We start from the raw sequence: 13,972 nt of genomic DNA, 5'->3' as shown, positions 1-13,972 counted from the left end.
GCCCCTCGGGTTTTGCATGGCTTTTCGTTCAGATTTCGAACTGGTAGGTCTTCGGCACGAAACGGTATCCCGTCTCCTGTTTTTCCGCATAGCCGACGGCCGGGAACGGCATGTGATAGCCGAGGAAGGCGATACGGTCGGTTGCGACCATGTCGAACACCTTCTTCCGGGTGGCAGCCGCCTGCGCCTTGTCCATGTCGAACCTTACCTCCCATTCGGGACGCTGCAGCGACAGAACGTAGTGGTTGGCCGTATCGGCCGTCACCAGAAGACGCTTGTTCTGCGATTCGACGTTGAAGATCAGATGGCCGGGAGTATGGCCGGGCGCCAGCATCGCCGTGATGCCGGAGACGACTTCGCCGCCGTCCTTCAGGAAGGTCATCTTTTCAGCGAGCGGCTTCACATTGGCGAGCACCGCCTTCTGATTGCCTTCCGCAGGCGTGCCGGCGCGGGCTCCGTCCGTCCAGAAATCATATTCTGTCTGGCCGGCGATATAACGGGCTTTCGTGAAGCTCGGCTTACCGTTTTCCATCAGGCCGCCAATGTGGTCCCCGTGCATATGGGTGATGACCACGATCGAAATGTCGTCGGGCATGTAGCCGGCCGCCGCCAGACCCTCGATCAGGCGACCTCCGCCCTGCGCGCGAGCTGCTTCCCCGAGACCCGTATCGAACAGGATGACGTCGCTGCCGGTATCGATCAGCACCGGCGAGAAGCTGTTGACGAACTGGTCTTTCGGCAGGAAATTCTGGTCAAGCAGCGTGCCGACGGTTTCAGGCTTCTGGTTCGTCCCGAAGGTCTCGCCCGGCTTGTCGGAAGGTCGCGCGCCGTCCTTGATGACCAGAAGCTTGAAGCCGCCGACCTTGAACTGGTGGATATCCGGCGGCGTGACGCGGTTGATGACCAATGTCTTGTTCTCCTGCGCCTGAACGCGGCCGCTCAGAACAGCCGGCGCGGCAAGCATGCCGATGCCTGCAGTACCCAATAAACTGCGCCGCGCTATTTTCGATCCCTGCATGATGTCTCCCTCCATTCCATTCATTGCAGCCGGTCGGCTACAGGGACGGTAGATAAAGAACGATCCCGGCGAGGAAATCGCGCCTCACGCAGACGTGACCCATTTTCGCAAAAGGTGAGATTCTCCCGTTGGCATAGAGTGACAAGAGGTTTAGACGAAGGCCACCCAGCGCATAGCAGGCCCTCCATGAACCGTATCATCCCCCTTATTCTTGCCGTCGCGCTCTTCATGGAGCAGATGGACTCCACCGTCATTGCGACGGCCCTGCCCACGATCGCCACCGATCTCGGCGTCAGTCCCATCACGCTGAAACTGGCGCTGACCTCCTACATGGTTGCGCTCGCCATGTTCATCCCGATCAGCGGCTGGATGTCCGATAAATTCGGTGCGAAGAAGATCTTCCGGATCGCGATCCTGGTCTTCGTGGTGGGGTCGATCTGCTGCGCCCTCTCCACCTCGCTGCTTCAGTTCGTCGTTTCCCGCTTCCTGCAGGGGATCGGCGGCTCGATGATGACGCCAGTCGGGCGCCTCGTGCTGTTGCGCACGACCAAGCGCAGCGAGCTCGTCTCCGCCATGGCGTTGCTGACGATCCCGGCCCTGGTCGGTCCGCTTACCGGGCCGCCGATCGGCGGCTTCATCACCACCTATTTCACCTGGCATTGGATCTTCATCATCAACGTGCCGATCGGGGTGCTCGGCATCTATCTCTCCGGCGTATTCCTGCCGGAGGTGCCGCCAACCAACCCGCCGCGAATGGATTGGACGGGCCTTGCGCTGACCGGGATCGCTGCCGCCGGCATCGTTTTCGGCCTTTCCGTGATCGGACTGCCTGCCCTGCCGCCTGCAATCGGCATCAGTGCCACGGTCGCCGGTTTTGCCGCGCTCGCCCTTTATATCAGGCACGCGCATACCCATCCGTCGCCGATCCTCAACCTCAAGATCTTCAACGACACGGCTTTCCGTGCTGCAACCACGGGCGGAACATTGTTCCGGATCTCGACCGGGGCAATGCCGTTCCTGATGCCGCTCATGCTGCAGCTTGGCTTCGGGCTCAACCCCTTCCAGTCAGGCCTCATCACCTTTGCGGGCGCGCTCGGGGCGCTCATCGTCAAATTCATTGCCCGGCGCGTGTTTGCCATGACCGGCTTCAAGACGACGCTGATTGCTGCTGGCATTGCCGGCGCGGCGACGACGGCCGTCAACGGCTTCTTCACGCCGCAATCGCCGCACATGCTGATCGTGCTCTTCCTGCTGCTGGGCGGCTTCTGCCGGTCCTTCTTCTTCACCGGCTCCAATGCGCTCAGCTATTCGGAAATCTCCGACGAGCAGGCCAGCCAGGCGACGTCAATCGCCTCCGTGCTGCAGCAGGTGAGCCTGGCGCTCGGCGTCGCCTTTGCGGCGTTTATCCTCGAACTCTCATCGACGCTGTCGGGTACGCATCTGCAGCTCGCGGATTTCCACCTCGCCTTCTTCCTGGTGGCCGGCCTGTCGCTCTGCTCCATCCTGCCACTGATCCGGCTCGACCCGATGGCGGGTGCGGCTGTTTCCGGTCATCTGGTACGCCGGAAGCTGCGGACGGAGCCCGGAGAGTAGGTCGGGCCTAGGGTGAGGACCTATCCCGTTCGTCGTCGTTATCCCAACTGTCGCCGTGGTTCCGTTCGTCGTCGACGTTAAGGTCCTGCTCCGACGCGTGGTCTGGTTGCGGAGGCAGCTCACCCGGCTTGCGACCCTTGAAGTGCTTGGCCAGCAGAAACATTTCGACCGATTCCTGCCGCGAGGCGCCGGGCTTGACGTGGATCACCTGGCGGAAATTCTGCTTGAGCATATTCAGCAGGTCGCGCTCGGTGCCGCCCTGGAAGGTCTTGGCAAGAAAGTGCCCGCCTTCGGCCAGAACCTCGACGGCAAAATAGGCCGCCACTTCACACAAGTGCATGGTCCGCAGATGGTCCGTCTTCTGATGGCCGGTGGTGGGAGCCGCCATGTCCGACAGGACGACATTGGGCGCTCCGCCGATCGAATCCATCAACAGGCGCGGCGCGTCGGGGTCGAGGAAGTCGAGCTGAAGCACCTTGACGCCTGCAAGCGGCGCCATATCCAGAAAGTCTATGGCAGCAACCCTGATGTCGTCGTCGGTCGATCCCGTGATATTGGCTGCGATCTGCGACCAGCTGCCGGGTGCGGCGCCGAGGTCGATGATCCGGCGCGCGCCCTTGAGAAGCTCGTGCTTCTCATCAATCTCGAGCAGCTTGAAGGCCGCGCGGGCGCGGTAGCCTTCGAGCTTGGCCCGCTGCACATAGGGATCGTTGATATGGCGCTCCAGCCAGCGGCGGGAGGACGCCTTGAGCTTGCCCTTCTTGACCTTTTGGCCAAGCTTGCGGCCGGTACGGTTGGTGCCTACAGGCGGTTTGGTCATTGATTGGCTCCTGCCTCTTCCCGCTGGCCGGTGCCGAAACGCCGCGACCGGGTACGCCGCCAGACGCCGTCATCGGCCATCATATCCGTCAGCAGCCCTTCCCGCAGTCCACGATCGGCGACACGCATTCTTTCGCTGGGCCAGCGCCGGCGGATGGCTTCCAGGATCGCGCAGCCGGCCAGAACGAGATCGGCGCGGTCGGGTCCTATACAGGGATTGGCGGCGCGGCCGGCGAAATCCCAGGACAGAAGCTTGGACTGCATGGCGCTCACCTCGTCATCCGACAGCCACAGGCCATCCACCTTGCGGCGGTCGTAACGCGGCAGGCCCAGATGAACCCCGGCCAGCGTGGTGACGGTTCCAGACGTGCCGATCAGGTGGAAATCCTCCGCCACCTGTCCTTCCGGCGTATTCAATGGCGGGCAATGGAAGCGGTGAAGCATGCCTTCCACCTCCGCCACCATGGCGGCAAAGACATCCGGCGTCACATCGCGGCCGCCATGCCGTTCCGAAAGCGTCACCACGCCCACAGGCAAGGACGTCCAGTGAGTGATGTGGTTGGCAAGCCGGTTCGAGCGGTTGTCTGCGATGCGAATAACCGCGATTTCGGAGGAACCCCCGCCAATATCGAAGAGCACGACGGACCGGGCCTCGCGGCCGACCAGTGAGGAGCAGCCGGACACGGCAAGTCTCGCCTCGGTTTCACGGTCGATGATTTCCAGCTCCAGGCCGGTCTCCGCGGTCACACGGGCAAGGAATTCCTCGCCGTTTTCCGCTGCACGGCAAGCTTCGGTGGCGATGAGCCGCATGCGCCGGATCGGACGGTTGGCAAGCTTGGAGGCGCAGATCCGCAAGGCTTCCACCGCGCGGTCCATGGCATCCGCCGAAAGGCGGCCGCTGGAGCCGAGACCCTCGCCCAGGCGCACGATTCGCGAAAAGGCATCCACCACCCGGAAATGCCCGGGGCGGGTCGGCTGGGCGATCAGCAGGCGGCAATTATTAGTGCCGAGGTCGAGCGCCGCGTAAAGATCATCCCTCAGATGGGGAGGCCGTTCCGCAAAACCATCCTGTACCGCCGAACCCGGCGGCATCTTCCCCCGATGCTCCTTGGCGGCGGGCGTGGGAGCGGACGACTGCTTGGATGTCACCACCACTGCCGTCTTCGCCTGTGTCAAAGGCCGACCCTGAAGGCCCCGGCCGCCTCTGTTCTTCTTGCGGCGATGCCGGCTGTGCGGCAGGCCCGCATCCTGGGGCTTTTCTGCCTTGGGTGGAACGGATGCCGGCGTTGGCGCCGAGACATCACCTGCCGCTGCCATTGCGGCCTGCGGCTCGTTCTGTCGCGACTTCGCCCTGCGCCGTTTGCGCTTTCTCGTCGTGCTTGTCGCGTCGCCTGGCTGGGAACGTACGGCAGGACCGGCTGGTTCGCCCGCCCCTGCATGGATCGACGCCGCCGCGCTACGGGGTTTCCCGTTCCGCTTCGTCTTGCGCCGGCGGGAAGACTTGGCTTCCCCGCGTTCCACAGCCGACGTACCGCCTTTTGGCGGCTTGTCGCCGCTTTCGGGGTCCATCACTTTATGTCCATCTCGCCGCGCAACACCAAAATGGCATGCTGCAGGCGTCTGTTCGTTTCGTTGCAATGAAGATAACAGCGTGGGGGCCATTCGCCAACGGCTTTTTGTCTGCGCACCTGCAGCCATGCCACGGCGGCCGAGGAAATTGCATTTTTCACAAAATCCGTATTTGCAATCGGCCCGGTTTTGGTTATAAGCCGCACCGTTCAGACGGCAATGCCGCCCCTGCTGGGGAATAGTTCAACGGTAGAACGACGGACTCTGACTCCGTTAATCTTGGTTCGAATCCAGGTTCCCCAGCCAGCTTCCCTTTTATCAATAAAATCAGACGTTTAGGTATCACTAGAAAAAGCTAAGTGTTACACCTTTGCGGATGATCCACACGTGACATTGCGACTCGCCGAACTATCAAAGATAGTTGCGGCTTAGGGGAGATCGCAATGACGGCATATAACGAAGATTTCACCGAGATAGCTCACTGCGGCGGACAGGCGACTTTTGCCGTGCGATGCGATGAAAGTGGCGTTCTTAGCATCGCGGCCGGATTTCGCGGGTCAAGTCCCGGTCCAATGGTCATGATCGCCATCTATGCCGCCGTTCCTCAAGGGTTTCCAGTTTCAGACGTAATGATGGGCGGCATTGGGCAAGCCTTCAAACCTCTGTGCCCGGCTGGCTGCATGGCGGTCTTTCTGGGGTCCGACTCTCATGCCAAGTGGGGCCACAGATGCCCCAGGTGCAGCGGCTACTACCGCAACGGGACTCACCCTGCGATATATCCCCTCACATGCCCATATTGCGGATTGCGCACCGAGGCATTCCATTTTCTTACAGAGGCACACGTTCGTTACATCAAACACTACATAGCCACTTACTACGAGGCTATTGAAGCGGACTTAGAACCGGGCACTGAGACTGAATTTGTGATCGATATGGACGCAATTGCTAGGTCCGAAGATACCGGCAATAGACCAGACTTCTATTATGTGTCGGAAACGCAGCAAACACGCTTCGATTGTGTGAAATGCGGTGAGTTCAACGACATACGAGGACTATACGGTTACTGCGCCTCGTGCGGCTATCGCAATAACATTGCAAGCCTCAACGATACCTTCCGGAAGTTGCGGAGCGGGCTGGTTGAAAAGTCCGTCGCGCCTGACGTCGTCGTAAGTCGGGCAGTCTCCGCATTTGATGCGTCGTGCCGGGACATGATCAATCAGCTTAAGAAGCGCATCCCGATGAAGCCTGCCCGAATGAAAAGGCTAGATCGGCTTGTCTTTCACGACATAGAAAGTTCCACCTTTAACGAGGTCAAGTTGGCGTTCGAGGTTGACTTACTAAGAGGTATTGACGCCGAAACAACCAACTTCTTAAAGATGATGTTGGAACGGCGTCACGTCTACGAACATAACAGTGGCGTTGCGGATGAACGCTATCTCGAGAGAAGCGGCGACAACTTATGGCGAGTTGGTGACCTGATTCGAGAGACAGAGACGAACACTCATAAATTACTGAGCACACTACCAATCTTGGTTCAAAACCTTCACGATGACTTTCACGAGATATTCCCATTGACCGAGTGGCCTGTTCAATATTTCGAAGAAAGGACGGGCAAGCGGAAACAAGCGACTTGGTTTGGTAAAGGGCAACCGGCCTGACGATGGTAAACCTCGCTCCCTACTTCCGCAGTTACCAGTTCGAGCACGGCCTTCGAATGCTTGAAACAGGATACATCGCAGCACGGGATTCCCTCGAAGAGGAAATAAAGCGCATCGAACACGATTCCGCTGCGTATGACTTAGCAGTCGCTAACGGGGCTGATCTGATCGCAGAATACGATGAGGACGGCGTTCGGCTATGGGAACAGTCGCAGGTGTATGAGGCTCAAATTACCGACGTTTACTCTGCCTTGTTCGAAGTCCGAAAAGCTTTTGTAATTGCGCTCTACCATTTTTGGGAAGACTCTGCGGCCCATTGGATGGCCCTGAACGGTAAACAGGCGAGCCATGAAGATATGGAACTTTATTGCTCCCGCGAAGGCTACGGTCCGTCTCCTGATCTAGGCGCTGTGCGATGCCTTGCAAATCACCTCAAACATGGCCGAAACTCTCGCACCGACTGGCTTGCGCGATTGAGAAGCGAATACCCCTCCTTTCTTCCACCCCAACAAAGTAAGATTTTCGGCTTCTCTGAAGAAACACTTTTCAAAGTTGCCGCTGTCATATTCGCGTCTGGGCCAACGACCGCGACCTAAGTTTCGCGCTGAAACTTCGGCTTCCACCCACGCACAAGGCCGGAGCTTATGCACATGGAAGCTGTTTGAAGCTGGTCGCATAGGAATTCCGCATCGGCGATGGCGCTGCGGAGCGCTGCGAGCGCGTCACCCGCATGGGCATCAAGCAAGACCTGAGCGAGGTCTTTCGCGTTGTGGTCATCGATCTGACGGGCTTCGGCGGGCATGGCAAGCGCTCCTGAACTGGAATATGTTCCTATTTTGTTCTCATTGTCGAAAGAGTCAACACCTGTCGGATTTTATCCAACTGATAAACCCGTTATTGAATGCAAGGCGTTAGAAGCAATTGATCCAACGGAGTAATCTCTATGCAAATTAAACGGTCTGGCGATGGCAAGTATGTAGTCGTGGACGCGAACGACAATGAGTTGTTCGGTCCAGCTACTTATGAGGAATGCGCCGATTGGATGCGTAATAATCCGACGCCGCCCCAGCATGGGCCTAAGTTTTAATATTAGAAGGCTCCGTGATAATAGCACCTAACTCCTTCCAACTCGCTATCATCGCCTTTACCTTCGGCTGGATGCGCCGACGGGCGTCCTTGCGCCGAACACCGACCATAAGCAGCTGATCATAGTCGGTGAATTCGTGTCGAAGGTGGTTCTGCATCGTCATATCGACCGCGGCCTCAATTGACACGCCTCCCCAGTTTTTAGGGTCGGTGCAGATGGACCTTGCGTAGTAGAGAACAGCGGCTTCCGGGCAGTGTGGATATTCCCGCCGGATGAAGTATTCGACTTCGTATTGATGAAACCACTGCCTATAGCGCCGCTCTTGCCGCTCGCGCCGGCGTTGCCTTTTGCTTTTCAAGGTGCACCCATGAGCCGGTTCTGGACAGCATAGAAGTCGCACAGGCGAAATAGTGTGGAAGGTAGGCGGCATCGCGCTCATCCCATTGCTTTTTGGTCATCGCCCTGGCTTCCCGCATCGCTTCCGCCACGAGAAGGCCAATGATGCCGATCGTGAGGTCATCGGCTTCCTCTGCGAACAATCCGTCGTATCTGCTTGGCATTAGCAATTCCGCGAAATGAAAAGGCCCGCCGGTGGCGGGCCAGGTATCAATCTTTTAGTTCTTCCGTCACGATGCCCCGAAGAATATCCAGTGCGACGACCTCGTTCACTTTATCGTTGTCGCTGGCCTGGGCGTGTTTTTCGTGATGACCGTATCGGACGATGATCATCCGGCCCTTCCGCTCCCATGTGGCAACCAGCTTCCCGTAGGTAGAGTGTTCAAGCGAAACTGTCCTCATTACGCAGCCTCCGTTTCAATGACGACCGACAATGGGAGGCAGGTCTTTGGCCACACGCCAAGGTCGCCTACTGCTTCAATGATCCGAGTGCGCAGATCGTCCGGTGCAGCGGGTTCAAAGTTTCTCGCTATATTCTCAAGCCGGTCGATGCCGGCGAAGTATGTTTCATTGTCAAGGTATGCCGGTGGTTGCATGTCGATTTCAATCCCCTGCCCATGAGTGGGCAGCACCATCATGATTCAGCGGCTGCGACTTGGCAAGCTACTATTTCTTGTAAGTTATTGATTAGCAACGATAAACTATAAGTAAGCACTTACTTATAGTTACAGGAAAGCCCGCCACTGGCAGAAATGGCGGGCTTCTTCTCCAAACCCAGACGGCGAGAACCAATCTCCGCCTGTGCTTTATCTATAGCAAGATTTTGCCAGCGCGCATGAAGTCGTGAGCGGTTAGGCGGCGGCACGATCTGCGACGACCTTCTCCATCTTGGCGGTGAGCTTCACGTGCTTCTTGTGCTTGCGGTAGGCATCAACATTGCCGAAGCCGAGCGCGACAGCATCCTTGGCCTCGTTGTCATTGAAGTCAGCCTTGCGACGGCGATTGCCGACGTTCTTAATATAATCAACGGCCATAAGGCGAATGAGGCCGAACTTCCGCGCCTTCTCTCTCCGGGCGCTGTGAGCCTGTATCGTCTCGTGATCACCCCTGGGTTCGTTGAACAGTGCGGGAAACGGTCTGCGCTTATCGCGTTGCCAAGTCGCGACCACATCAATCGCGGCAGGCAAGGGAAGCTCCAGGAGCTCTTCGGCAAGCTCATACAGTTCGGTCATCTCTGCCATCTCAGCGGCGACCTTCTCAGCCATCTTCAATTCCTTCTGCTTTGAGCGCTTCACGTTCTGGCGCGCCTTGTTCTGTGAACGAATGCGCTTCACCCATTCTTCCGGGGTGAGGTTCAACTTGGGTCGAGGCATCAGCTTTCCTTCGTAACGTAACTGATTACGTTATAGCGTCAGCCTCGCCGGTATGCAGACGGAAGCCAAAGATTCCTGAAGTCGGAGGGAAGTTGCCTCCCGTTCCCCGGAAGGGCTTCGCGTGACTTCGAAGGCGTTCCAGCACCTACAGGGTTTCCCGTGACTGACCACCCATTCGAGCTACTTTTCTAAATTCTCTAAGGATAATATTATATAATAGCAGAACGGGTGGAGCGGTCACGTCATTCAGGCTCCCGGCTGCGGTTGTGTCCCGGCAATCGGAAACACGCTCCCGGCTCCGAAGTGAGATGGTCCCGGCGCGGTCGCCCGGACCGGTTTCCGCCATACAGACTCACAGACGAGCGCCGACGTTCCCGGATCAGAAAGACACGTTTACGCTGACGAAGCGCTCCAGTGACTTGCTATGGCCGTCTACCGGCTCCGGGTGTTCATCATATTGCCGGGCCGAGTCTGACGACGAAGTTCATCCGCTACAAGGCCGCGCATCTGCCGTTCGACCTGCTTCCCGACCTTCGCGGCAAGGTCGGCGTTCTGCTCGGCGCTCCCGCCGCTGGCGTTTACGGTCACATTCGTATTGATGTTGACCGGTGAGCCGGCCGGGGCGTTGCCATTCGCGGCCACAAGGGCAGGCTTGCGAAGTGCCGGCGCGTCACCAGCATAGCCACCGGCCGCAAATGCCGCCACGCTGCCACCGTTGATCGCTTCAAGAACGGCGCGGTTCCTCTGGGTTGCCCTAGCGTTTACGACAAATTCGCCATTCGAGAGCCGCGCCGGAATGCTGTCGCTGGTCCCGGTGCCGGGGCCGCGAACGTGGCCGCCCTCCTTCAGGCCAAGGATGGAGCCAAGCAGGGAACCGCCCGCCTTCTTCCCGCCACCGCCGGCAGTGGAAGAGGTCTTGCCCTTCCCGCCAAGGATACCGGCGAGCGGACCTTCACCGAGAATAGCGGCCTGAAGCGCCGCACGGATATCGAAGTGATGGCGAAGGACCGGGTGCCCGTTGTGGCGGATGCTGAACCCGTTCACGACGCGCTCAAGGGTGCCGATAGCCGGTCCCATGGTGAGCGGTCCCTGTCGCATCTCGATTGCGGGTAAGCCGTCATCATGAAGGCGCTGCATCGTCATCCGGGCTAGGTGCGGGTCGAAAGCGATTTCCTGCACGTTGTCATTGTCGGCGCAAATGTCGCGAATGTGCTGCTCGACGGCTTCCGGTTCGATTACCGGGCCATCAATGACAGTAATCTTGCGTTCGTCGCGCCACTGCTCATAGGGCACGCCGTCACGCTGCGAACGGCCCTTGAGGTCATCGCCGGGCACGAAGAACCACGGATGGACGGAAATCCGGCCATCGTCATGACGCCACGCGCCGACAACTGCGGTCAGGTCGCCAAGGCCGATCCCTTCCTTGCCGAACGTGATCGGCGAGGTTGCGAGAAACGAAGGGATATGGAGGATTTCGGTATGGGGATAGTCGCGGGCGCCGCCTGCTTCCTGCACACGGTAGACCGGCGCACCGGAAATCTGGTCTTCAAGGATCGCGACCTTACCGGGCTTCAGCCGGTGAAACTCGAAAGGCCGGCCGTCTTCGAACCGGACCACCCTAGCAAAGCCGTTGCCGTGAATGAGGGCGTCGGCGGTCAAGCGGGTGCGGAGATCGCCCGCGCCCGTCCATTCGTTCGCACGATTATGGACGATGCGATAAGCGGAATGATCCTTGGCGGGAAGCTTACCGGCATCAGTGTCACGATAGACCTTGCAAGGAAGCGAGCCAATAGTTTCGGAGATAAGGCGCACGGCCTGAAGAACAGCCGGGATATAAAGAGCGGATTGCGCGCCGATGTTGACGCCCGAATAAGTAGGGCGAAAGCCGATCAGGTCGGCGAAGTCAGGACTGTTGAGGGAATACGCCTTCTGTTCTACCGGAAAGCCGAGTGCCTTCTTCGCACTTGAAACAACTTCGGCAAAATTCATTCATTCCGTCCTCAATTAACTTGAGGCGAATCATCTCACATCAGGAATCACTTGTGAATCCCTTATTAGGTATTTTTTCCTACTTAGGCCTATTGTCCTACCTGTTAGCGCGCAATCAGAAAAAGAAACTTAAGGGTAGCGACCGACAAACCGGCCAACATGAGGCAGAAAAAAGCGGTGAGCCAGGTCCATCTCACTCTCACGCTTGGCGTTGTGTCTCTCCAAATTTTCTCCGACATCAATGGCAACTTTTTTAGCGAGACTGAGAATGTGTAGATTACAAGCTCTTTCGCAATCAGCCAAAGGACTACTGCCAAATAGATTGCCACGGATAAAATTGCGAAAAATCCCAAATAATCTAAACTGTAACTGAATGTTAGAAATGAAATGCTCCAATTCCTCAGAGAGTAAACACAGAACAGGACCGCTCCCCAGAGAAAAACCATTCTGTTTATCGCCCCCGCATAGTCTGAGGCGTTCTTTAATCTATCCTTTGGAGAGATCCCCTCCTTCTGCGTTATCTCTGCGGCTTTAACTAAATCGCTCATGGATAGCCCTGCGGTTGTTACGAATTTTTCCGAGCACCGCGATAGGTTAAAACCATTTCCGCAACCTTAACGTGACGCGTCGTATAAATGCAGCAAGATCAAACCGGGATAGCCAATCGAGTTGACTAGTTCGACACGCTGCTCAAGCATCCCTTGCGGCAATGTCCCGTGACGCTGCGTAATGGTCGCGGACGTATGGCCGAGGATAAACCCAAACTGCTCATCTAAGTGGCCGGCACGGCGGAGTGCATCGGCTGCACCATGGCGGAAGCTGTAGAGTGACAGCCCGCGCCCTTCCTTCATGCCGAGCTTGATGAGGTAGCGGCCAAACTCGCGGCTGTAATCCGCAATCATCTGGCCGCGTGCGTTCCGTTCGGCGAGCGGGAATAGCCTGCCCTGGCCGGCCTTCTTCATGCCGGCGTGGTAGTCGAGAAAGCCGAGCTTCACCAACTCCTGGTGAACCGGCACGACACGCATAGAGCCTTCAGTCTTCACGCTCTTGTCGCCGTCGCCTTCCGTGGTGATATGGAAAATCCAATGGCCGTGTTCCTGGCGCACGTCATCAAGGGAAAGCTGCGCGATCTCTGCCGGCCGCGCGCCGGAATAGAGCATAATGAGCGGCACCCAATAACGATGGTCGCGAATCTTCACGTTGCCAGGTCTCGCGATGAGCCGCCATTCGGCCGCACTCTGGCATCCGGCAAACAGCGGCGACTTGAACAGCTTGTTCATGTCGTCAACGCTGAACGGCTTCGTGGTCTTCTCCTTCGACTTCTTCAGGAACATATCGGCAGCCGGGTTCTGCTGAAGATAGCCGTGGTTCGTCAACCAGGTGCAAAAAGCGCTGAAGCCGGCCAGGTAGCGGTTGACGGTCTTGGCGTTGATCGCGGGCTTGCCGACCGTTTCGTTATGCTTGACGATCTGCGGAAGGGTCATGCCCTCGAATGCCTTGGACTCCTTCGCCTTGACCGGGAACCGCATCAAGAGCGCCTTCCACTCGCGCACGGCCTTCTTGTCGATCCGATGCACCGGAAACGTGCTGCCGACGTATTCGACAAAGAGCCCCACGTCACGGCGCGCCTGGGCGAGCGTGTCTGGCTTGATCTGCCTAGGGTTCTCACGAGCGTAATTCTCGAACAGCTCCATGATGCTTTCACCCTGCGCTGCCGTCTCGCGTGCGCTGCCGGTGACAGGCTTTACGATAGGGTCGCGCGGCACGCCGGAATAGTCGCCCTGGTCGCGCTCAAAGCTGCGCTGAAGCCCTTCAATCTCTGCACGCATCTGGCGGGCGCTGTCCTGCCAATCGGGGTTTGTCCGATCCACAAGCAGGCGGTTCCGCGCGGTAAAGTCATCGACTTCATGGGCAATAAGCGCCGTCTCGCCTGCAATAAGGTGCTTTCGCATGTTGTCCAGCTTCACACGACGGGCAAAAGCGTCAAACTCACGGGCGCGCTGGAGAACCTGCACGTCAAGCGTGGCATCGAGGATCGCGAGCGGGCTGGTCGATGAGACTTCCCCGCGCCGTGCGCGCTCGAACACCTGGCGGCTGGCCTCGTCAATGTCGGCCTGGTTCGGCATCGACTGCCGGGACTGCTCATCGCGATCAATCACGGCGTTGTAGTGCTGCCAAACTGCATCGGCCTTATCGTCGGCAGCCATAGTGCGCCTGGCGCGTAAGTCTTCAAACTCGAGACGCCACGCTTCCGTGACCGCACCTAACCGGCGCTTAGCTTCAGATTCTTCCTTCGTGCCGAGGGCCTTCACAAGCTCCTTCTTCCCGACAATATCGACAAGATCCAAGGGGACGCGCGTCCTTGCATAGTAGCTTGCACCGCGACGAAGAAGAAAGCTTATACGTGCCATAGTTGCCCCACGTGGACTGACTTTGTGTTACAGCCATGTGTTACAACTATCTTCAAAAT

The 13,972-nt window shown here is 58.1% G+C and carries 14 protein-coding genes and 1 tRNA gene; 4 read left to right on the top strand and 11 right to left on the bottom strand.

Annotated features, from left to right (window positions below; all coding sequences use genetic code 11):
• Window positions 1-28: 28 nt before the first annotated feature.
• The gene (locus EPK99_RS15670; RefSeq protein ID WP_164901788.1) at window positions 29-1,018 is read right to left on the bottom strand and encodes an MBL fold metallo-hydrolase; all 990 of its coding nucleotides are present in this window, start codon (window positions 1,016-1,018) and stop codon (window positions 29-31) included.
• Between the two features lie 186 nt (window positions 1,019-1,204).
• On the opposite strand from EPK99_RS15670, the gene EPK99_RS15665 reads away from it, so the two are divergent.
• The gene (locus EPK99_RS15665) at window positions 1,205-2,611 is read left to right on the top strand and encodes an MDR family MFS transporter (RefSeq protein ID WP_128444004.1); all 1,407 of its coding nucleotides are present in this window, start codon (window positions 1,205-1,207) and stop codon (window positions 2,609-2,611) included.
• 7 nt (window positions 2,612-2,618) lie between these two features.
• On the opposite strand, the gene EPK99_RS15660 is transcribed toward EPK99_RS15665, so the two are convergent.
• Window positions 2,619-3,431: an RlmE family RNA methyltransferase gene (locus tag EPK99_RS15660; RefSeq protein WP_128444003.1), complete on the bottom strand. Its 813-nt coding sequence runs from the start codon at window positions 3,429-3,431 to the stop codon at window positions 2,619-2,621.
• On the bottom strand, window positions 3,428-4,999 hold the full coding sequence (locus EPK99_RS15655) for a Ppx/GppA phosphatase family protein (protein ID WP_245582438.1): 1,572 nt from the start codon (window positions 4,997-4,999) through the stop codon (window positions 3,428-3,430). The genes EPK99_RS15660 and EPK99_RS15655 overlap by 4 nt, the downstream gene beginning before the upstream one ends.
• Before the next feature lie 232 nt (window positions 5,000-5,231).
• Here EPK99_RS15655 and EPK99_RS15650 point away from each other — a divergent pair.
• The 3 genes from EPK99_RS15650 to EPK99_RS15640 all read left to right on the top strand — a co-directional run bounded on the left by EPK99_RS15650 (window position 5,232) and on the right by EPK99_RS15640 (window position 7,253).
• Window positions 5,232-5,305: transfer RNA gene (locus tag EPK99_RS15650), tRNA-Gln, on the top strand.
• Between the two features lie 137 nt (window positions 5,306-5,442).
• Window positions 5,443-6,657, top strand: a complete 1,215-nt coding sequence (locus tag EPK99_RS15645; RefSeq protein WP_128444001.1) for a hypothetical protein — start codon at window positions 5,443-5,445, stop codon at window positions 6,655-6,657.
• A gap of 2 nt (window positions 6,658-6,659) precedes the next feature.
• The gene (locus tag EPK99_RS15640) at window positions 6,660-7,253 is read left to right on the top strand and encodes a hypothetical protein (protein ID WP_128444000.1); all 594 of its coding nucleotides are present in this window, start codon (window positions 6,660-6,662) and stop codon (window positions 7,251-7,253) included.
• Here the strand turns inward: EPK99_RS15640 and EPK99_RS15635 are convergent.
• The 8 genes from EPK99_RS15635 to EPK99_RS15605 all read right to left on the bottom strand — a co-directional run bounded on the left by EPK99_RS15635 (window position 7,250) and on the right by EPK99_RS15605 (window position 13,913).
• Window positions 7,250-7,459 (bottom strand): hypothetical protein, encoded by a 210-nt coding sequence (locus EPK99_RS15635; RefSeq protein ID WP_128443999.1) that lies wholly within the window; start codon window positions 7,457-7,459, stop codon window positions 7,250-7,252. The genes EPK99_RS15640 and EPK99_RS15635 overlap by 4 nt on opposite strands.
• Window positions 7,460-7,733: 274 nt before the next feature.
• The gene (locus tag EPK99_RS15630; protein WP_245582470.1) at window positions 7,734-8,144 is read right to left on the bottom strand and encodes a DUF2293 domain-containing protein; all 411 of its coding nucleotides are present in this window, start codon (window positions 8,142-8,144) and stop codon (window positions 7,734-7,736) included.
• On the bottom strand, window positions 8,053-8,304 hold the full coding sequence (locus EPK99_RS25755; RefSeq protein ID WP_245582474.1) for a hypothetical protein: 252 nt from the start codon (window positions 8,302-8,304) through the stop codon (window positions 8,053-8,055). The genes EPK99_RS15630 and EPK99_RS25755 overlap by 92 nt, the downstream gene beginning before the upstream one ends.
• A gap of 46 nt (window positions 8,305-8,350) precedes the next feature.
• Window positions 8,351-8,542 (bottom strand): hypothetical protein, encoded by a 192-nt coding sequence (locus EPK99_RS15625; protein ID WP_128443997.1) that lies wholly within the window; start codon window positions 8,540-8,542, stop codon window positions 8,351-8,353.
• Entirely contained in the window at window positions 8,542-8,778 is a 237-nt protein-coding gene (locus EPK99_RS15620) for a hypothetical protein (RefSeq protein WP_128443996.1), read from the bottom strand. Before EPK99_RS15620 ends, EPK99_RS15625 begins: the two co-directional genes overlap by 1 nt.
• 213 nt (window positions 8,779-8,991) lie before the next feature.
• Window positions 8,992-9,474: a hypothetical protein gene (locus tag EPK99_RS15615; RefSeq protein ID WP_128443995.1), complete on the bottom strand. Its 483-nt coding sequence runs from the start codon at window positions 9,472-9,474 to the stop codon at window positions 8,992-8,994.
• A 471-nt stretch (window positions 9,475-9,945) separates the two neighbouring features.
• Window positions 9,946-11,502: a terminase TerL endonuclease subunit gene (locus tag EPK99_RS25750; protein WP_245582437.1), complete on the bottom strand. Its 1,557-nt coding sequence runs from the start codon at window positions 11,500-11,502 to the stop codon at window positions 9,946-9,948.
• Window positions 11,503-12,116: 614 nt separating this feature from the next.
• Window positions 12,117-13,913 carry a site-specific integrase gene (locus EPK99_RS15605; RefSeq protein WP_128443994.1) on the bottom strand — a complete coding sequence of 599 codons (1,797 nt, stop codon included), beginning with the start codon at window positions 13,911-13,913 and terminating at the stop codon, window positions 12,117-12,119.
• Window positions 13,914-13,972 lie beyond the last annotated feature (59 nt).

The sequence above is a fragment of the Neorhizobium lilium genome (assembly GCF_004053875.1).
Classification (GTDB): domain Bacteria; phylum Pseudomonadota; class Alphaproteobacteria; order Rhizobiales; family Rhizobiaceae; genus Neorhizobium; species Neorhizobium lilii.
This window is presented reverse-complemented; position numbering and strand designations above follow the sequence as displayed.